The organism is Azospirillum sp. B2RO_4 (genome assembly GCF_051124815.1).
GTDB lineage: Bacteria > Pseudomonadota > Alphaproteobacteria > Azospirillales > Azospirillaceae > Azospirillum.
This window is the reverse complement of sequence record NZ_CP118486.1, coordinates 182,948-200,806: the sequence shown is the minus strand read 5'-3', so window position 1 is coordinate 200,806 and position 17,859 is coordinate 182,948. Positions and strand designations below refer to the sequence as shown.

Annotated in this window: 14 protein-coding genes; 9 read left to right on the top strand and 5 right to left on the bottom strand. The window is 69.2% G+C overall.

Annotation, left to right across the window (positions count from 1 at the left end; genetic code table 11):
* The first annotated feature begins 15 nt into the window (after nucleotides 1-15).
* Entirely contained in the window at nucleotides 16-951 is a 936-nt protein-coding gene (locus PWS46_RS14935; protein WP_434621576.1) for a LysR substrate-binding domain-containing protein, read from the top strand.
* Here PWS46_RS14935 and PWS46_RS14930 read toward each other — a convergent pair.
* The 3 genes from PWS46_RS14930 to PWS46_RS14920 all read right to left on the bottom strand — a co-directional run bounded on the left by PWS46_RS14930 (nucleotide 915) and on the right by PWS46_RS14920 (nucleotide 4,419).
* The gene (locus PWS46_RS14930; RefSeq protein WP_434621574.1) at nucleotides 915-2,210 is read right to left on the bottom strand and encodes a YbfB/YjiJ family MFS transporter; all 1,296 of its coding nucleotides are present in this window, start codon (nucleotides 2,208-2,210) and stop codon (nucleotides 915-917) included. The genes PWS46_RS14935 and PWS46_RS14930 overlap by 37 nt on opposite strands.
* A 97-nt stretch (nucleotides 2,211-2,307) precedes the next feature.
* On the bottom strand, nucleotides 2,308-2,910 hold the full coding sequence (locus tag PWS46_RS14925) for a TetR/AcrR family transcriptional regulator (RefSeq protein WP_434621571.1): 603 nt from the start codon (nucleotides 2,908-2,910) through the stop codon (nucleotides 2,308-2,310).
* Between the two features lie 138 nt (nucleotides 2,911-3,048).
* Nucleotides 3,049-4,419 carry an FAD-containing oxidoreductase gene (locus tag PWS46_RS14920; protein ID WP_434621568.1) on the bottom strand — a complete coding sequence of 457 codons (1,371 nt, stop codon included), beginning with the start codon at nucleotides 4,417-4,419 and terminating at the stop codon, nucleotides 3,049-3,051.
* 193 nt (nucleotides 4,420-4,612) lie between these two features.
* Between PWS46_RS14920 and PWS46_RS14915 the strand changes: the two genes are divergently transcribed.
* The 6 genes from PWS46_RS14915 (at nucleotide 4,613) to PWS46_RS14890 (ending at nucleotide 13,470) form a co-directional block, all read left to right on the top strand.
* Complete coding sequence (locus PWS46_RS14915; RefSeq protein ID WP_434621565.1) at nucleotides 4,613-6,238, top strand: ATP-binding protein; 1,626 nt, start codon at nucleotides 4,613-4,615, stop codon at nucleotides 6,236-6,238.
* Nucleotides 6,239-6,243: 5 nt separating this feature from the next.
* Nucleotides 6,244-6,885: a response regulator transcription factor gene (locus tag PWS46_RS14910; RefSeq protein ID WP_434621563.1), complete on the top strand. Its 642-nt coding sequence runs from the start codon at nucleotides 6,244-6,246 to the stop codon at nucleotides 6,883-6,885.
* Between the two features lie 121 nt (nucleotides 6,886-7,006).
* Nucleotides 7,007-7,393, top strand: coding sequence for a response regulator transcription factor (locus PWS46_RS14905; protein ID WP_434621560.1), 387 nt, complete (start codon nucleotides 7,007-7,009; stop codon nucleotides 7,391-7,393).
* A gap of 217 nt (nucleotides 7,394-7,610) precedes the next feature.
* The gene (locus tag PWS46_RS14900; RefSeq protein ID WP_434621558.1) at nucleotides 7,611-10,229 is read left to right on the top strand and encodes an ATP-binding protein; all 2,619 of its coding nucleotides are present in this window, start codon (nucleotides 7,611-7,613) and stop codon (nucleotides 10,227-10,229) included.
* Between the two features lie 115 nt (nucleotides 10,230-10,344).
* Nucleotides 10,345-11,838 carry an ATPase domain-containing protein gene (locus tag PWS46_RS14895; protein WP_434621555.1) on the top strand — a complete coding sequence of 498 codons (1,494 nt, stop codon included), beginning with the start codon at nucleotides 10,345-10,347 and terminating at the stop codon, nucleotides 11,836-11,838.
* A gap of 9 nt (nucleotides 11,839-11,847) precedes the next feature.
* Complete coding sequence (locus PWS46_RS14890; protein ID WP_434621552.1) at nucleotides 11,848-13,470, top strand: ATP-binding protein; 1,623 nt, start codon at nucleotides 11,848-11,850, stop codon at nucleotides 13,468-13,470.
* Nucleotides 13,471-13,486: 16 nt separating this feature from the next.
* Here the strand turns inward: PWS46_RS14890 and PWS46_RS14885 are convergent, their stop codons facing one another.
* Nucleotides 13,487-14,260, bottom strand: coding sequence for a M48 family metallopeptidase (locus tag PWS46_RS14885; RefSeq protein ID WP_434621550.1), 774 nt, complete (start codon nucleotides 14,258-14,260; stop codon nucleotides 13,487-13,489).
* 84 nt (nucleotides 14,261-14,344) lie between these two features.
* A complete protein-coding gene (locus PWS46_RS14880) occupies nucleotides 14,345-15,253 on the bottom strand; it encodes a LysR substrate-binding domain-containing protein (RefSeq protein WP_434621547.1) in 909 nt (302 codons plus the stop codon).
* Between the two features lie 94 nt (nucleotides 15,254-15,347).
* Here PWS46_RS14880 and PWS46_RS14875 point away from each other — a divergent pair, with 94 nt between their 5' ends.
* Nucleotides 15,348-16,217 (top strand): aldo/keto reductase family oxidoreductase, encoded by an 870-nt coding sequence (locus tag PWS46_RS14875; protein WP_434621544.1) that lies wholly within the window; start codon nucleotides 15,348-15,350, stop codon nucleotides 16,215-16,217.
* A 115-nt stretch (nucleotides 16,218-16,332) separates the two neighbouring features.
* Complete coding sequence (locus PWS46_RS14870) at nucleotides 16,333-17,853, top strand: AMP-binding protein (protein ID WP_434621541.1); 1,521 nt, start codon at nucleotides 16,333-16,335, stop codon at nucleotides 17,851-17,853.
* Nucleotides 17,854-17,859 lie beyond the last annotated feature (6 nt).

Below are 17,859 nucleotides of genomic sequence, written 5' to 3'. Positions count from 1 at the left end.
CTGTTCAATTATGCCATGAAGGAACAAATGGGCCTGGAACGGCTGACCGGGCTGATCGCATTCGCGCGGGCCGGATCGCTGGGAAGCTTCACCGCCGCGGCGCGGTCGCTGTCGATTTCGCCCTCCGCCGTCAGCAAGAGCGTGCAGCGGCTGGAGCAGCGGCTGGGGGTCTCGCTGTTCACCCGCACCACGCGCTCGCTGGCGCTGACGCCGGAGGGGCGCGAGTTGCATGAACGCGCGGTGAGGCTGCTGCGCGACGCGGAGGAGATCGAGCAGGCGGCGATGGCGGCGCGATCGGAGCCGTCCGGAACCCTGCGGGTCGCGGCCCCGCTGCCGATCGGCGTCCATGTGATCGCGCCGGCATTGCCGGCCTTCCGCAGGCTCCACCCCAAGGTGACAATCGACCTGCGCCTGAACGACCGCATGGCCGACATCGTCGAGGAGAGGATCGACGTCGCCGTGCGCATCGGCGAGCTGGCGGATTCCGGGCTGATGTCGCGACGGCTGGCGCCGCACCGGCTCTGCTGCTTCGCCTCGCCGGACTATCTGGCGGCACGCGGAATGCCGATGCACCCCGACGAGCTGGCGGGGCATGACACCGTCCTCCTGCGCTATCAGAGCAGCGGACAGGCGCTGCGCTGGCCCTTCCGCATCGGCGAGCGGCTGGTGGAGGTCGTGCCGCCGGCCGGCATCGTCGTCGACGTCAGCGACGCGCTGGTCGCCGCGCTGGCGGCCGGCGGCGGCATCGGCATGGCCGCCACCTTCGTCGAGGGTCCGCTGGTGGCGCGCGGTGACCTGATTCCTGTCCTGGCGGATTTCGCGGTGGAGCGGAACAACATCACGGCGCTTTGGCCGGAAAGCCGCCACACCAACCCGGCGGTGCGCGCCTTCCTGGCCCTGCTGCAGACGGTGTTTCAGGAGCGGATGACGGCCGCCGGCTTACCTGCCTGATCCTTTCCAACCAAATCCTTTCCAGCGTTACGGCGGCGGCGGGCGTTGGCGAGGATGTCGGCACCCAGTGCGATCACCAGGGCGACGGTGCCGCACAGGAAGACGGCGGCGTAGCTCTGCCCGCTGTGGGTGAAGAGATAGGAGTAGCCGTAGCCGCCCAGCGCCTGGAACAGGGCAAAAGCGGTGGTGGCCCGGCTCCAGGCCGCGCGTTGCTCGGTCTGGCTGTGCGGCAGCAGCTCGTGGATGCGGCCCAGCACCAGGGGGACGATGCCCGGCGTCAGGGCGCCGATCACCACCGTCGCGGCCCCGACCACCAGCGGATGGCCGCTGAGCGCCAGCGTGGCGACGGCCGCGGCCTGAAGCAGCAGGGCGATCCGGTATGCCGCGGCATAGCCGACCCGGTCGGCCAGCGATCCGGCGGCGACGGGGCCGGCCACCGAGGCCACGCCATACAGGACCCAGTAATAGGCGCCGACTTCGGCACCATTGTGCAGGCCACGGGCGACGTAATCGACCAGCAGCAGCATCACCGGCACCAGCCCCAGGGCATTCAGCGCATATTCCGCGTAGAGCGAGCGCAGGACACCCCCTTCATGGCGCGGCGCATGTTCCACCGCCGGGGCGGCGACGCCCTGCGGCGCGGCGGACGGTGGCCAGCCGAACCAGGACAGCGCCGTCAGCAGCAGCGACAGCCCGCCCAGCCCCAGCCATGTCTCGTGCAGTCCCAGCCGCATCAATGCCGGCACGGCGGTGCCCGACGCGGCGATCCCGAGGCCGATGCCCAGGAAGATCATGCCGCTGACGAAGCCGCGCCGCGACGCCGGGATGTGGGGCAGGATGCTGGTGGCGACCAGGACCATGATGGCGCCGCCGGCAAGGCCGGAAACGAAGCGCCATGCGAAGAACCAGCCGAGCGAGAGCGGGTAGGCACAGGCGATGAAGGCGAGCGACGTCGCCAGCATCAGCAGCCGCAGCAGCGCCCGGTTGGGCAGCAGCCCGGCCAACGGCCGGCCGAGCAGGGCGCCGGCCAGATAGCCGGCGAAATTCGCCGCACCCAGCGTCACGGCATCGCCGGCGGAGAACCAGTGCGCCTCGATCAGCGAAGGGACCAGCGGGGCGTAGGCGAAGCGTGCCAGCCCGATGGCGACGAGGCTTCCCGCCATTCCGGCGAGCGTCGCCATCCAGGCGGCGCCGTTCAGCGGGTCCTTCTGGCGGTTGGCCGGGCGGTTTTGCGCCGCGGTTGCGGATGTGGTGCTCATGGTCGTGCGTCCCCTTCGACGGCGCCGCGGCTGCGGCCCGCCCGGTTGCCGGGATGGCTGGGAATATGACGGCGTGTTGTGGTCGGGAATTAAGCGGTCAGGGCTCCGGCATCGGCGGCAGCCCCAGGCTCGCCAGGGCAGCGCGGGCGGCGCCTTCCAGCAGGCTGCGTTCGGGACGGACGCGGGCGAGGACACGGATGCCCAGGATGCAAGAGAACAGCAGGCGGGCCGCGTCGCCGGCATCGATGCCGGGAGGGATCTCGCCGTTCTGCCGTCCCTTGACGATGGAGCGGCGGAAGAAATCCTCGATGGTCGTCAGTTCGGCGTTCAGGAAGTCGCGCAGGTCCGGATCGGCCGCGGTGACCTCCAGCGCGGAGTTGACCAGCAGGCAACCGCGCCCGCAGCCGTCGCCGAGCGAGCGTTCGATGCTCTCGCGAATGAAGCCGGCGATGGCGGCGGCCGGGGAGGGGGAGGCCTCATGACGGGCGATGCGGGCGCGCAGGGAGCCGTCCAGGTAATGCTCCAGCGAGCGACGGAACAGCGCCCGCTTGTCGCCGAAGGCATTGTGGATGCTGGCGAGCGTCATCCGCATGCTCTCCGCCAGCTCGCGGGTGGAGGTCGCCTCGTAGCCCTGGGTCCAGAAGCGGTCCATCGCCGCGTCCAGCACCGCAGTCTCATCGAACTTCCGCGGCCGAGCCATCGCATCCGCCTCCCGATCCATATTTTAGATCACTTGATCCAAAACATAGACCCGTCGGTTCCGCGGTCAAGAATTTCCGTTGCGCCGCAAACGCCGCCCAGCCCTGCGCCGGCGCGGCGGCTCATTTCGCGACCGCCGTCACTCCAGCGGTTTCAGTTCGCCCAGCAGGGTCGGCAGCAGTTCGGCGACGGTGGGGTGGATGTGGACCGCGCGCTGCAGGGTGGGGTAGGGCGCCTTGGCGTACATCATGTCGAGCACCCCGTGGATCGCCTCGTCGCCGCCGGGGCCGAGGATGGCGGCGCCGAGGATCTCCCGGCTGTCGGCATCGACGACGATCCGCATGAAGCCGTCGGCCTCGCCCTTCTCGACCGCGCGGCCGACGCGGGTCATCGCCCGCTGGCCGACCAGCGCCCGCCGGCCGGAACGGCGGACCGCCTCGTCGGTCATGCCGACGCGGGCGAGCGGCGGGTCGGTGTAGAGCGCATAGGCCTGGATGCGGTCGTCGACGCTGCGCGGGTCGTCGTCCAGCAGGTTGGCGGCGACGATCTCGAAATCATTGTAGGCGGTGTGGGTGAAGGCGCCGCGCCCGTTGCAGTCGCCCATCGCCCAGATGCCCGGCACGTTGGTGCGCAGCCGGTCGTCCACCGTGACGTAGCCGCGTGAATCCGTCGCCACCCCGGCGCGGTCGAGCCCGAGGTCGCCGGTGTTGGGCGTGCGTCCGACCGCCAGCAGCACATGGCTTCCCACCACCGACGGGGTGCCGGAGGCGCAGTTCACCCCGACCTCGATGCCGTCGGCGTGAGGAGCGAAGCGGATGCAGTCGGCCGACAGGCGGACGGTGATTCCCTCCCTCTCCAGCAGGTCCCGGATGGCGTCGGAGACGTCGGGGTCCTCGCGGGCGATCAGCCGCTCCCCCTTCTCCACCACCGTGACCTCGGCGCCGAACCGGCGGTACATCTGGGCGAATTCCAGGCCGATGTAGCTGCCGCCGACCACCACCAGATGCCGCGGGACATGGTCGAGGTCGAGGATGGTGCCGCTGGTGAGGATTTTTACGTCGTGGACGCCGGGCATGTCCGGCACCGCGGCACGGGCGCCGACATTGAGGAAGATGCGCTCCGCAGTCAGCAGCTTGTCGCCGACGCGCACGCTGTTGGCCGATTCGAAGCGGGCATGGCCTTGCAGCACCCGGCAGTTGGGCATGCCGCGCAGCCAGCGTTCGACATTTTGGCGCGAGCGGCCGGAGACCTCGTCCTTGCGCGCCTTGACCCGCGCCATGTCGATACGCACCGGGCCGTCCAGCATCACGCCGTACTCGGCGGCGCGCTGGGCCATCCGCGCCACGCGGGCGCTGGCGATCAGCGTCTTGGTCGGGGTGCAGCCGGTGTTGACGCAGGTGCCGCCGAACAGCTTGCGCTCGACCACGGCCACGCTCATGCCGGCGGCGGTGAGGCGTTCGGCGAGCGGCGGTCCGGCCTGACCGGCTCCGATGATGATGGCGTCGACCATGGCGGGCTCCTGCGGCCTGATGCGTTCGTTTGGGAAAGGCGTGGGGAAGGATGGTAGCGCCGGGGCGGCGGCCTTCTCAACCAACCCAAGGTATGACTGGCGCCGCCGCGTCCAGATCGTTCAAGAAGCGGAAGCCATCGGCAGGCAAGCTGCGGCAATCGGAACGACACACCGCGAGGGTGGAGACGGGCGCATGGGCGCGGATTGGGCGGGCGCGGAGTGGAGCAGTTCGCAGGCGGCGGGCCGGGCGACCGAGCGCCGGCTCGGCGTGCTGGCGATTCCGCTGGCGCTGACCGTGTTCGTCATCGACACCTTCACCGACATCGAAAGCGCCATCGCGGTTCTGTATGTCCTGGTTCTTCTCCTGGCGGCCACCGCGCTGTCCCGGCGCGGCATCCTGCGGGTGGCGACCGGCTGCGGGCTGCTGGCGGTGCTGTCCTTCTTCTTGTCGCACTGGCACGACATGGACCTGTCGGCGGTGCTGCGCTGCGGCGTCTCGCTGGCGGCCATCCTGATCACCGGCGCGCTGCTGGTGCGGGACCATGACTCGCGGGCATTGCTGGTCCGGGCCAACACCGCACTGGCGCGCAGCGAACGGCGCTATCGCGGCATGTTCGAGCAGGCGCGCATTTCGCTGTGGGAGCAGGACTTCACCGCCGTGACGGCTGCGCTCGACGCGCTGCGGGCGGACGGGGTGAGGGACATCGCCGCCCATGCGCAGGCCAATCCCGGCTGGGCGCGGGCGATGGGGGCGTCGGTCGTTACCACCAACGTCAACGACGCCACCCTGGAACTGCTGGGCGCCGCAGGCCGGGCGGAGGTGCTGGGGCCGCTCGGACGCTTCCTTCCCGCCGAGGATCCGGCCTTGCCGCAGATACTTCAGGCGCTTTGGGATGGGCGCGACCGGTACGAGGGACGGGCGCAGCTGATCGCCGCCGACGGGCGCACGCTGACGGTGCTGCTGGGCATCAGCTTTCCGGACGACGGCGTCGGCTTCGACCGGGTCGTGGCCGGCGTCGTCGACATCACCCAGCGCGAACGCACGCAGGAGGCGCTGCTGGCAGCGCAGGCGGAACTCGCCCGTGCCGCGCGCGCCGCCACGCTCGGCGCCCTGTCGGCCTCCATCGCCCACGAGCTGAACCAGCCGCTGGGCGCCATCGTGCTGAACGCGCAGGCCTGCCTGCGCTGGCTGCGCCGCGACCCGCCGGACATCGAGACCGCCGCCAAGGCGGTGGATCGCATCGTCCGCGACGGCAAGCGCGCCGCCGACATCGTGCAGCGCACCCGCGGCATGCTGGTTCGGGACACCCGCTGCGACGAGACCATCGACCTGCGCCAACTGGTGGAGGAGGTGGCGCTGCTGCTGGAGCGCGAGTTGTCGGCCGCCGCGGCGGTGCTGGTCACCGGCTTTGCGCCCGACGTGCCGCCGGTGCGGGGCAGCCGGGTCGGCCTGCAGCAGGTGCTGATCAACCTTGTCACCAATGGCCTGCACGCCATGGCGGAGGCGGGAGCCCCGCGCCGCGAACTGACCGTCACCGTCGAACGGGCCGGAGACGGCGCCGAGGTGAGGGTGGCGGTCCGCGACCGCGGCCGGGGCATCGACGAGGCCAGCCGCGCCCGCCTGTTCGACCCCTTCTTCACCACCCGTCCGGACGGCATGGGCATGGGGCTGTCGATCTGCCGGTCCACCGTCGAATCCTACGGCGGCACGCTGACCGCGCACAACCACGCGGACGGTGGGGCGGTGTTCGAGTTCACCATACCCTCGGCAACGGCCACCGCCGGACCATCGACGGCCGTTCCGGCACGAGAGGATTGACCGCCATGCCGCAATCGCCCGCACCGCCACCGGTTACCGATGATCCGCTGGTTCTCGTCGTTGATGACGATGCCGGCATGCGCGAGGCGGTGGTCGATCTGCTGAGGTCGGTCGGCATCGAAAGCCGCGCTTTCGGCAGCACGGCCGAATTGCTGGCGGCGGCGGTTCCCGACCGGCCGGGCTGCCTGATCCTGGACGTGCGGCTTCCCGGCCTGGGCGGTCTGGAATTCCAGACGAGGCTGGACAGCCTGGGCATTGCGCTGCCGATCGTCTTCATGACCGGCTTCGCCGACGTGCCGATGTCGGTGCGGGCGATGAAGGCGGGAGCGATGGATTTCCTCATCAAGCCGTTCCGCGACCAGGACATGCTGGACGCGGTGGAGGCGGCGATCGCCCGCGACCGGTCCAGGCGGCGCGAGCGTGCCGCCGCGATGACGGTGGAATCGCTGGCCGCGACCCTGACCCCGCGGGAGCGCGAGGTGATGGCCGAGGTGGTCAAGGGCCGGCTGAACAAGCAGATCGCCGGCGATCTCGGCATCAGCGAGGTGACGGTGAAGCTGCACCGCGGCAAGGTGATGCGGAAGATGCAGGTGCGCTCGGTCGCCGACCTCGTCCGCAAGGCGGAGGTGCTGGACCCGGAGGAATAGACCCCGGAGAAATAGACCCCGGAGAAATAGACCTAGGTGTGGTATCTCCCCGCGGTCCCGTCCGTCTAGGATGCGCGTGGCGCCAGGGAACGGCGCCTCCATCCGGTCGAGGCATCACGAATTGTCCAACGCACCCCTGATAGCGGTGGTCGACGACGACGAGGCGATCCGCGAGGCGCTGGACGACCTGCTGCGGTCCGTCGGCTTCCGTTGCCGGTCCTTCGTCTCCGCCGAGGATTTCCTGACGCATTTCCCGGCCGGCACCGACCGCGGCGGCATCGCCTGCATCATCCTGGACGTGCGCATGCCCGGCCTGTCCGGGCTGGAGATGCAGGAGCGGCTGAACGCCGACGGCGGCGGACATCCGCCGATCCTGTTCATGACCTCCTATGCCGACGAGACCACGCGGGCGCGGGCGATCGGCGGCGGCGCCCGCGACGTGCTGGGCAAGCCGGTGGATGCCCATATCCTGATCGCCTCGCTGAACCGCGCCATCGCGGCGGGGTGAGGGCAGGGGCGGCCCGCGCGCCCGCCGGGCCGCCTGACCACTCCCCCTTCTGATCTGTTGTGCTCCGTCGATTGCCCGCCGAACCTGTCCAGCCACGATTGGCGATCGCGAGGCAGCGTTCGGCAACCCCCGGCGTTGATAAGGGGGAGAGGGACCGGACGGGAGGCGGAGCAATGACGGTCGCAGTCCACGGCAACAGGGCCGGAATCAGGGCGCCATGAGCTTCCTGACCCGCCTGCTGCTGCTCGTGTCGCTGGCCCTGGCTCCGATCTGCGCGCTGGAGGTCTGGAACCAGATCGACCTGCGACGCCAGCGTTCGGAGGAAATCCACGACCATGCCCGCCAGCTTCTCAGCCTGCTCGGCGGCGAGCAGAAGCGCCTCGTCGAGGGTGTGCGTCAGATGCTGGAACTGCTGGCCGAAACGCCGGCCGCGCAGGATCTCGATGCGCCGGCCTGCCAGTCGCTGCTGTCGCGCACCGGCGCACGCATTCCCGACTACCTGACGATCACCCTGACCGGAGCGGACGGCATCATCCTCTGCGCCACCAACCCGGCCCTGATCGGACGCCCCATCGCCGACCGGATGCATGTGCGCGCCGCCCTGGAAGGCGGCGGCTTCACCGTCGGCGAGTTCATCCGGCTGCGGCACGACGGCAATCCCGCCATGCCGTTCGGCCTGCCGATCCGCCGCAACAGCGCCGACGGTCCGCCGATCGGCGTGGTCACCGCGCTGATCGATCTCGGCTGGCTGGAGCGCTATCTGTCCGAACATCCGCTTCCCGACAACGCGTCGCTGCTGGTGGCCGACGGCAACGGCACCGTGCTGGCCCAAGCACCGGCAAGTCCGGGAATCGTCGGCACCGTGCTTCCGCAACGCTTCCGCCCCCTGCTGGAGGCCGACGCCGTCGGCACCGCCCAATTGATGGGGATCGACGGTGTCGAGCGGGTGTTCGCCTATGTGCCGCTGTCGGCCGGGGTCCGGCATATCTTCGTGGCCATCGGCATCGACCACGATGCGGCGATGGGCAGCATCGACGATGCGCTGCGGCGGTCGCTGATCCTGATCGCAGCCACCCTGCTGCTCGGCCTGCTGGCGGCTTACGTGATCGCCAGGCGCCATATCTATCGGCCGGTGGCGGCTTTGCTTGCCGCGACCGAGCGCTGGCGTGCCGCCGACCATTCCGTCCGCGTCGGCGCGATCGACGGCCCGGAAATGAGCCGGCTCGGCCTGTCGTTCGATGCGCTTGTCGAAGACCTCGACCGGCAGATGCGCGCCAAGGAGGAGGCTTCCGCCGCGCTGCGGGCCAGCGAGGAGCGGCTCCGCGCCCTGGTCGAGAACGCGCCGCACATGATGTGGGTGAACCATCCGGACGGCACCCTGGAATTCGTCAACGCCGCCTTCCGCGCCTACACCGGCCGCCTGACGACCGAGGGCAACCGGATGGAAGACCTCCATCCCGACGACGTCGGGAATGTCCAGGCAATCCGCGCCCGCGCCATCGCCGCCGGCGCGCCGCACGAATATGAACTGCGCCTGCGCCGGGCCGACGGAGCCTACCGGTGGCATCTCAGCCGCACCCATCCGATCCATCAGGGCGGACGGATCGTCGCCTGGTACGGCGGCGCGGTCGACATCCACGACATCCACCACGCCCGCGACGCCGCGGAGGAGGCCGGCCGCAGCAAGAGCCGCTTTCTTGCCGCCGCCAGCCACGACCTGCGCCAGCCGATGCAGTCGATCCTGCTGTTCGCTGAGGTGCTGCGCCCGCACCTGGGCGACGGCCCCGGCCTCGACGCGCTGGGACGTCTGCAGGATGGTCTGGAAATCCTCAAGGGGCTGCTGGACGGCCTGCTCGACATCTCCCGCCTGGACGCCGGCATCGTGGCGCCGCAGCTGGAGGAGTTCCGCGCGTCCGATCTGCTGAGGAGCGTGGACGACGCCTTTGCGCCGCTCGCCCGGGAAAAGGGGCTGGACTGGCAGGTGAAGCCCTGCCACACCGCGATCCGCAGCGACCGTGTGCTGCTCGGCCGCATGCTGCGCAATCTGGTGGAGAACGCCATCCGCTACACCGACCGCGGCGGCGTCACGGTCGAATGCACCCTGCAGGGAGACCATCTGCTGATCGGGGTGCGCGACAGCGGATGCGGCATCCCGGCCGACCAGATCGACCGCGTCTTCGAAGAGCTGTACCAGATCGACAATCCCGAGCGGGACCGCAACCAGGGGCTGGGACTGGGGCTGGCGATCGTCCGCCGCCTGTCGGACCTGCTGGATCATCCCGTCACCGTGCATTCGCAATCCGGGCAGGGGGCGCTGTTCAGCATCGCCGTCCCGCTCGCCACCGACGACCGCATACCGGAGTCCGAACCGACGGCGGAAGAGCCCACACCGCCGGAGCGGGGGGAGACGCGGCTTGCGGTGGTGGTGGACGACGACCCCATCGTCCTGGCGGGCATGGAGAGCATCCTTCGCGCCTGGAAATTCGACGTGATCGCCGCCGGTTCGACCGACCATGCGGTGGAGGCGCTGGAACGGGACGGCCGGCGGCCGGACATCCTCATCGTCGACTACCGGCTGCGGGACAAGCGCATCGGCACCGAGGCCATCCTGCGCATCCGCGCGATGCACGATCCGGGCATTCCCGGCCTGATCGTCACCGGCGAGATCGGCACCGAGCCGCAGAACGATGCCCTCAGATACGGCTTCCACCTGCTGCACAAGCCGGTCACCCCGCGCACGCTGGCAGCGGCGCTCTGCCGGCATCTGGCGGACGCCGAGGGAGACGGCCGCTCCCCGGTCGCCGACGGTGCCGGCCGGCCCTCGGCCAACCGCTGAGTTATCGGTGGGCGCAATGACACGACCTGTCAATTTCTGAGCCGGAGATTAGCGCCGACGGAACATTTTCCCCACGCCGTGTTTCTCAGCAGACATGGAAGTGAAGGAGCCGTTGGTGCCCAAGCCGATCCCGATTCAGAAAGTGCAGACCGGAATTCCGGAATTCGACCTGATCTTGCGCGGAGGACTGCCGCGCGGCCGAATACATCTGCTGGAAGGCGCACCCGGCACCGGGAAAACCACCATTGCCCTGCAATTCCTGCTGCAGGCGCGCGTAGAAGGTAGGAGGGGGCTCTACATCACGCTGTCGGAAAACGCGCCGGAGCTGGAGGCGACCGCCGCCAGCCACGGCTGGTCGCTGGACGGCATCCCGGTGTTCGACATCGTGCCCATCGAAGCGCAGCTGGATCGCCAGCAGACCGTGCTCTACCCGTCCGAGGTGGAGCTGGGCGAGACGGTCAGACTGATCATCGACCGCATCGAGGCGGAAAATCCCGAGATTCTGGTGATCGACACCGTGTCGGAGCTGCGGCTGCTCACCCAGGATCAGCTGAGCTACCGGCGGCAGGTCCTTGCGCTCAAGCAATACTTGCAGGGCCGCCGCTGCACCACGCTGATCCTCGACGACCTGACCCATCAGGAGAGCACGACGGAGCTGCACAGTCTGGTGCACAGCGTGATCTCGCTGGAGCAGAGCGAACGGTCCTACGGCGCGGCACGCCGCCGTCTGCGCATCGCCAAGATGCGGGGAGCCACATACCAGAGCGGCTGGCACGACTTCGCCATCACCACCGAGAATGTCCTGGTCTTCCCCAGCCTGATCGCCGAGGAGCATCGCAGCGACTTCGAGGCGGAGGGCATGGAAAGCGGATTGCCGGCCTTGGACGAGCTGATGGGCGGCGGTCTGACGCACGGGACCACGACGATCCTCGTCGGTCCGTCGGGCGCCGGAAAGTCATCCCTCGCCCTGCAATATGTCGCGGCGGCGGTCAAGCGTGGTGAACATGCCACCTATTTCTCCTTCGACGAGAATTTCAAGACGCTGGAGCTGCGCAGTTCGGCGCTGGGAATCGACATCGTCGAGGCCGTGCGCCAGGAACGCGTCGGTTGGCATCGCGCCAATCCATCCCGCCTGTCGCCCGGGCAGTTCGTTTGGCAGGTCCGGCGCGAGGTCGAGGACCGCGATGCCCGTATCGTGGTGATCGACAGCCTGAACTCCTACCTCAGCACCATGCCGGAGGAGCAGGCGCTGATCCTGCAGATGCACGAGCTGCTGACATATCTGAACAACAAGGGCGTGGTCACCATCCTGATCCTGGCCCAGCAGGGCATCATCGGCGATGTGCAGAACCCGGTCGATCTTTCCTTTATGAGCGACACCGTCGTCCTGCTGCGCTTCTTCGAAGCCGGCGGCGAGGTGCGCAAGGCGATTTCGGTGGTCAAGAAGCGGACCGGCGTCCACGAACTGTCGATCCGCGAGTTCCGGCTGTTCCCGGAAGGCATGCAGGTCGGTCCGCAACTGATGGAATTCCAGGGCGTGCTGACGGGTGTGCCGCATTACGACGGTCCGGCAGAACCTCTTCTCCGCAGCCATGCAGAGGGCGGGTGATCGACGCCGATGCGCACGTCCATCCTAGTCCTGGCCCCGAAAGGGCGGGATGCCGCGGTGATCGGCTCGGTCCTTGGCGAGATCGGCCTGGAGACGCAATCCTGTCCGGATATGGCGGCGCTGCGCCGAAGCCTTGGCGATGCGACCACGGCGCTGGTGCTGTCCGAAGGGGCGCTGGGCGATGTGAAGCCTCTGGCGGACTGGCTGGAGGGCCAGCCCCCCTGGTCCGACCTGCCCATCGTGATCCTGACCTCGCGCGGCAGCCGGCAGGCGGGCCGTGGGAGACAGGCATTCTTCCAGTCGCTCGGCAACGTCACGCTGCTGGACCGGCCGCTGCACCGCGAGGCGCTGCAGAGCGCCGCGCAGGCCGCGTTGCGCAGCCGGATGCGCCAGTACCGGACCCGCAGCCATCTGGAGGAAATCACCAGGGCCACCAGCCGCCTGGAGGAGCGTGTCGCCGACCGGACGCAGGCCTTGCAGGCCGAAATGGCTGACAGGCGGCGGGCCGAGACGGCCCTGCTCCAGGCTCAGAAGATGGAGGCGCTGGGGCAATTGACCGGCGGCGTGGCGCATGATTTCAACAATCTGCTGCAGGGAATCGTCAGCTGCCTCGCCGTTCTGGAACCCACGGTTCCCGACGGCACGCCGCGCCAGCTGTTCGAGGCGGCGAACCGGTCGATCGAACGGGGGGCAAGTCTGACGCAGTCCCTGCTGTCCTTCGCGCGGCGCCAGATGCTGATGCCGGAGCCCACCCACCTGGAGGAACTGCTGTCCGGCATGGGCCCGCTGCTGGAGCGCACGCTGGGCGGCCAGATCGCCGTCGCGGTCGAGGTGCCGCCCGGACTTCCCGCGGCGCTGATCGACCGGGCGCAGTTCGAATCCGCCATCCTGAACCTCGTCATCAATGCCCGCGACGCGATGCCCACGGGCGGGAGGCTGTCGATGACGGCATTCGCCGCCACGGTGGGCCTTGACAACGGAGGAGATGTGCCGGCGGAGCTGACGCCCGGAATCTATGTGGCGATCCGGGTGGAGGATACCGGAAGCGGCATCGACCCGTCGGTGCTGCCGCACGTCTTCGAGCCCTTCTTCACCACCAAGCCGATTGGCAAGGGATCGGGGCTCGGCCTGTCGATGGTCCAGGGCATGGCGACCCAGTCCGGCGGCGGCGTCCGGATCGACAGCAAGCCGGGCGTCGGAACCGCGATCACCCTGTACCTGCCCAGCGTTCCGGCCGCCACCGCCACGCCGGCCCCGTCCGACGCTGAGATGGCCTCCGGCGCCGGGCGCACCATCCTGCTGGTGGAGGATGATGCGATCGTGCGGATGGGGACGATGGCGGTGCTGGAAAACCTCGGGCACCGCGTCATCGAGGCGGATGGTGGGGAAGAGGCCCTGGCCGTTCTCAGCGACGGGGTGGAGGTCGATGCCCTGGTCACCGACTTCGCCATGCCCGGCATGAACGGCGCCGCCGTGGTGCGGGGCGCCCGGCGGTTGCGCCCCGGAATACCGGCGCTGATCGTGACCGGCTATGCCGACACGCCGGATTTCGGGGAGGCGGTGCGCCTGCTGCGCAAGCCTTTCACCCCCCACCAGATCGCCGACTGCCTCGCCGCCATTCTGCCGGAGTGACGGGCCGGAAGGACCGTCACTTCGGCGCGTAGAGCTTCATCGCCTCCGGCATCAGGCGGTTCAGCTGGCCGATGCGGTCGTCGATGCCGGGGTGGGTGGACAGGAAGACCGGCGGTGACGATCCGGCCTGCCGCATGTTCTGCCACAGCGCCACCGCCTCGCGCGGGTCGTAGCCGGCGCGCGCCATCAGCATCAGCCCGTCGCGGTCGGCCTCCAACTCCTGATTGCGCGAATAGGGCAGGATCAATCCGTACTGCGCGCCGGTGCCGAGCGCCGCGGCGATCTGCTGGCTGGCCGGGACGCCGCCGGCGCCCAGTGCCGCGCCGACGATGCCGGCCCCGGCCTCCGTCGCCATCTGGGTGCTGACACGCTCGGCGGCGTGGGCATCCAGGTTGTGGGCGATCTCGTGCCCGATCACCGCGGCCAGCTGCGCGTCGTTCTTGGCGAAGCGGAACAGCCCTTCGTAGACGCCGATCTTCTGACCGGGGAGGGCGAAGGCGTTGGCCTCCTCGCTCTGGAAGACACGGACCTCCCACTTCGAAGCGTCGAGGCCGGCGGCACGCAGCAGGCGCGCCGACACCTCCTCGGCCCGGCGCTGGTAGGATTGGTTGCTGGTGGCCGGCGTGGAGGAGACGAGGCGTTGCCAATCCTGCTTGCCCAGATCGGCGAGCTGTTCCTGCGAGACGAGGTTGAGGCCGAGTCCCGTCGCCCCGCCGCCGCACCCGGCCAGCGTCAGGCATCCGGCCATCATCGCCGCGAGGCGCAGTGAACGGGTCCTTTCGTTCGGCATGACTGATCGCTCCCTGAAATTGCTTTCGAAGCTTAACCCTGGCGCGGCGCGGCGGTTCCAAGAAAGCCGACGATGAAGGAGCCATCAGTTGGTCCCCTCCCCGGATTTGATGAAGTCGAGAAACGCCCGGAGCGGTGCCGGCACCAGACGACGCCCCGCATAATAGAGGAAGGGGCCGGAAAAGCTCTGCCACCAGGATTCGAGAACCGGCTCCAGCGCGCCGCTGTCCAGATGCGGGCGAAGCCATTGCTCGAACAGATGGATCACGCCGACGCCGGACACCGCCGCGTCGATCGCCAGTTCCATCGCACCGCCCGGCCCCACCACCAACGGACCGGACGGGTCGAGACGGATCACCTCCCCGTCGCGCTCGAACTCCCACAGCGGAACCGCGCCGCTGGCAAAGCGGCCGCGCAGGCAGGAATGATCCATCAGGTCGCGCGGATGCTCCGGCCGGCCGTGTGCACGGAGGTAGGCGGGCGAGGCCGCGGTCGCGAAGCGCTGCTGGCGGGGGCCGATGGGAACCGCGATCATGTCCTGCTCCAGCCGTTCGTCATAACGGATGCCGGCGTCGCAGCCGGCCTCCAGCATGTCCACGAAGCTGTCCTCCGCCATCACCTCCACCCTGATTTCGGGATAGGCGGCGAGGAAACGCGGCAGGATCGCCGGCAGCACCAGCCTTGCCACGCTGACCGGCACATTGAGCCGGAGGGTCCCCGCCACCCGGTCGCGAAAGCCGTTCACCACGTCGAGCGCGGCATCGACCTCGCGCAGCGCGGGGGCGAGCCGGGCCAAAAGACGTTCCCCCGCTTCCGTCAGCACCACGCTGCGCGTGGTCCGGTTGAGCAGCCTCACGCCCAGTTGCGCCTCCAGCCGGCGCACGGCCTCGCTGAGGGCGGAAGCGCTGGCGTTGTTGGCGCGGGCAGCTTCGCGGAAGCCGCGGGCACGGGCCACTGCGACGAAGGCGTTCAGGTCCCCAAGGTCATGCTGCATTGTTCGTCAATCCGCACAGGCCGTCCCGACTGTGCAGACTAATCGAACAGGGCGATGGCGACTAGATTTGCCGAGACCAACAAGGAAGGCCACCATGTCCACTCTCGACAAATCCGGCAGTTTCACCCTCGGGGGCAAGACCGTCAGGCGCCTCGGCTATGGCGCCATGCAGCTTGCCGGTCCCGGCGTGTTCGGACCGCCGAAGGACCATGACGCAGCGATTACCGTGCTTCGCCATGCGGTCGAAGCGGGCGTCAACCACATCGACACCAGCGACTTTTATGGTCCGCATGTCACCAACCGGCTGATCCGCGAGGCGCTGGCGCCCTATCCGGACGATCTGCTGATCGTCACCAAGATCGGCGCCCGGCGCGGCGACGATGCGTCCTGGCTGCCGGCGGTCTCGCCCGACGAGCTGCGGCAGGCGGTGCACGACAACCTGCGCAATCTCGGCCTGGACGCGCTCGATGTCGTCAATTTGCGGGTATGGGGCGACAACGGCCATGCCCCGGCCGAGGGCACGATCGAGCGGGAACTGAGCGTGCTGGCCGACCTGCAGCGGCAGGGGCTGGTCCGCCGCATCGGCCTCAGCAACGTCACCGCCGCCCAGGTCGAGGAGGGCCGCCGCATCTGCGAGATCGTCTGCGTACAGAACCACTACAACCTCGTGCACCGGGCGGACGACGCGCTGATCGACGACCTCGCCGGCAAGGGGATCGCCTATGTGCCGTTCTTCCCGCTCGGCGGCTTTTCACCGCTGCAGTCGGACCAGCTGTCGGATGTCGCCCGCCGGCTCGGCGCGACGCCGATGCAGGTCGCGCTCGCCTGGCTGCTGAAGCGGGCGCCCAATCTGCTGCTGATTCCGGGAACCTCCTCGGTCGGTCACCTGCGGGAGAATCTGGCGGCGGCTGAACTGGATTTGCCCGCCGATGCCCTGGAGCAGTTGAACCGCTTGGTTCCATAGTCCCGGCGGCACCGCGGCTGTCATGGGAGCCGGTCGATCAGAGGGCTGCCCCAACCGGTTCCTATGCCCTACAATCGGCAGAACGAGCGGATCAGCCGTAAGAGGAACAGTCCCGGTGAATCTCTTCTCCCTTCTCGATCAGGCGGCAAGCCGGTTCCCCGAGCGCGGCGCGGTGTTCCGTGGCACCGAGCAGGTGCACAGCTTCGCCGAGTTGCGCTCCCGCGCGCTGCGCATCGCGGGCGGGCTGCGGGCATCGGGGCGGCCGGGCGACCGCATCGCCATTGCGACCGAGAATGTGCCGGAATATGTCGAGCTGTTCTTCGCCATCTGGGCGGCCGGCATGGCGGCGACGCCGGTGAACGCCAAGCTGCATCCGCGCGAGCTGGTGCAGATCCTGGAGGATTCCGGCGCCACCGCCGTCTTCGTCTCGCCCAAGCTCGCCCCCGGATTGGAACAGGCGCTCGACGGATCGCCGGCGGCGTCCTGCCGCAGGATCGTCATCGGCGGGAGCGATTACGCGGCCCTGGCGGCGGGGGAGGAGTGGGCCGGGCCGGTCGATCCCGATCCGCAGGCGCTGGGCTGGCTGTTCTACACCAGCGGCACCACCGGCCGGTCGAAAGGGGCGATGCTGTCGCACCGCAATCTGCTGGCCATGACCATCGCCCATCTCGCCGATGTCGAGGCGGTGGACGAGGAGTGCAGCCTGCTGCACGCGGCGCCGATGTCGCACGGCTCCGGCCTCTACATGGCGGCCTATGTCGCCCGCGGCGCCCGGCAGGTGGTGCCCTTCTCGTCGGCCTTCGAGCCGGCGGAGTTCCTCGATCTCTGCGACCATCATCCCGGCTGCGGCGCCTTTCTGGCCCCGACCATGGTGCAGAGGCTGCGGCTGGAGGCGGAGCGCAGCGGGCGGCGGCCGGCCAATCTGCGCTCCATCGTCTATGGCGGCGGGCCGATGTATGTGGAGGAGCTGCGGCGGTCGCTGGCGGTCTTCGGTCCGGTCTTCGTCCAGATCTACGGCCAGGGCGAGGCGCCGATGACCATCACGTCCTTGCGCCGCCGCGACCATGCGGTGGACGACGATTCGGTGCTGGGATCGGTCGGCTTCGCCCGCAGCGGCGTCGAGGTGGCGGTGGTGGATGCCGACGGCCGTCCGCTGCCGCCGGGCGAGGTGGGCGAGATCGTCTGCCGCGGCGACGTGGTGATGGCGGGCTACTGGAACAACGCCAAGGCGACGGCCGAGGCGCTGCGCGGCGGCTGGCTCTACACCGGCGACATGGGGTCGTTCGACCGGCGCGGCTACCTCACCCTGCGCGACCGCTCGAAGGATGTCATCATCAGTGGCGGCACCAACATCTACCCGCGCGAGGTGGAGGAGGTACTGCTGCGCCATCCGGATGTCGCCGAGGTCTGCGTCACCGGCCAGCCCGATCCGGAGTGGGGTGAGATCGTCGTCGCCTTCATCGTCGCCGAATCCGGCCGCGACATTTCCCCCGACAGCCTCGACGCCCACTGCAACGCCAGCATCGCCCGCTTCAAGCGGCCCAAGCGTTACCTGTTCGTCGAGGCGCTGCCGAAGAACAATTACGGCAAGGTGGTGAAGCGCGAGCTGCGGGCGCGTCTGGCCGGCGGCGCGTAGGACAGG

Excerpts from the sequence above, each read along its gene's own strand:
- PWS46_RS14915 (WP_434621565.1), top strand. The coding sequence starts at position 4,613 with ATGGGCGCGGATTGGGCGGGCGCGGAGTGGAGCAGTTCGCAGGCGGCG.
- PWS46_RS14920 (WP_434621568.1), bottom strand. The coding sequence starts at position 4,419 with ATGGTCGACGCCATCATCATCGGAGCCGGTCAGGCCGGACCGCCGCTC.
- PWS46_RS14875 (WP_434621544.1), top strand. The coding sequence starts at position 15,348 with ATGTCCACTCTCGACAAATCCGGCAGTTTCACCCTCGGGGGCAAGACC.
- PWS46_RS14900 (WP_434621558.1), top strand. The coding sequence starts at position 7,611 with ATGAGCTTCCTGACCCGCCTGCTGCTGCTCGTGTCGCTGGCCCTGGCT.
- PWS46_RS14885 (WP_434621550.1), bottom strand. The coding sequence starts at position 14,260 with ATGCCGAACGAAAGGACCCGTTCACTGCGCCTCGCGGCGATGATGGCC.
- PWS46_RS14930 (WP_434621574.1), bottom strand. The coding sequence starts at position 2,210 with ATGAGCACCACATCCGCAACCGCGGCGCAAAACCGCCCGGCCAACCGC.
- PWS46_RS14935 (WP_434621576.1), top strand. The coding sequence starts at position 16 with ATGAAGGAACAAATGGGCCTGGAACGGCTGACCGGGCTGATCGCATTC.
- PWS46_RS14880 (WP_434621547.1), bottom strand. The coding sequence starts at position 15,253 with ATGCAGCATGACCTTGGGGACCTGAACGCCTTCGTCGCAGTGGCCCGT.
- PWS46_RS14925 (WP_434621571.1), bottom strand. The coding sequence starts at position 2,910 with ATGGCTCGGCCGCGGAAGTTCGATGAGACTGCGGTGCTGGACGCGGCG.
- PWS46_RS14890 (WP_434621552.1), top strand. The coding sequence starts at position 11,848 with ATGCGCACGTCCATCCTAGTCCTGGCCCCGAAAGGGCGGGATGCCGCG.
- PWS46_RS14910 (WP_434621563.1), top strand. The coding sequence starts at position 6,244 with ATGCCGCAATCGCCCGCACCGCCACCGGTTACCGATGATCCGCTGGTT.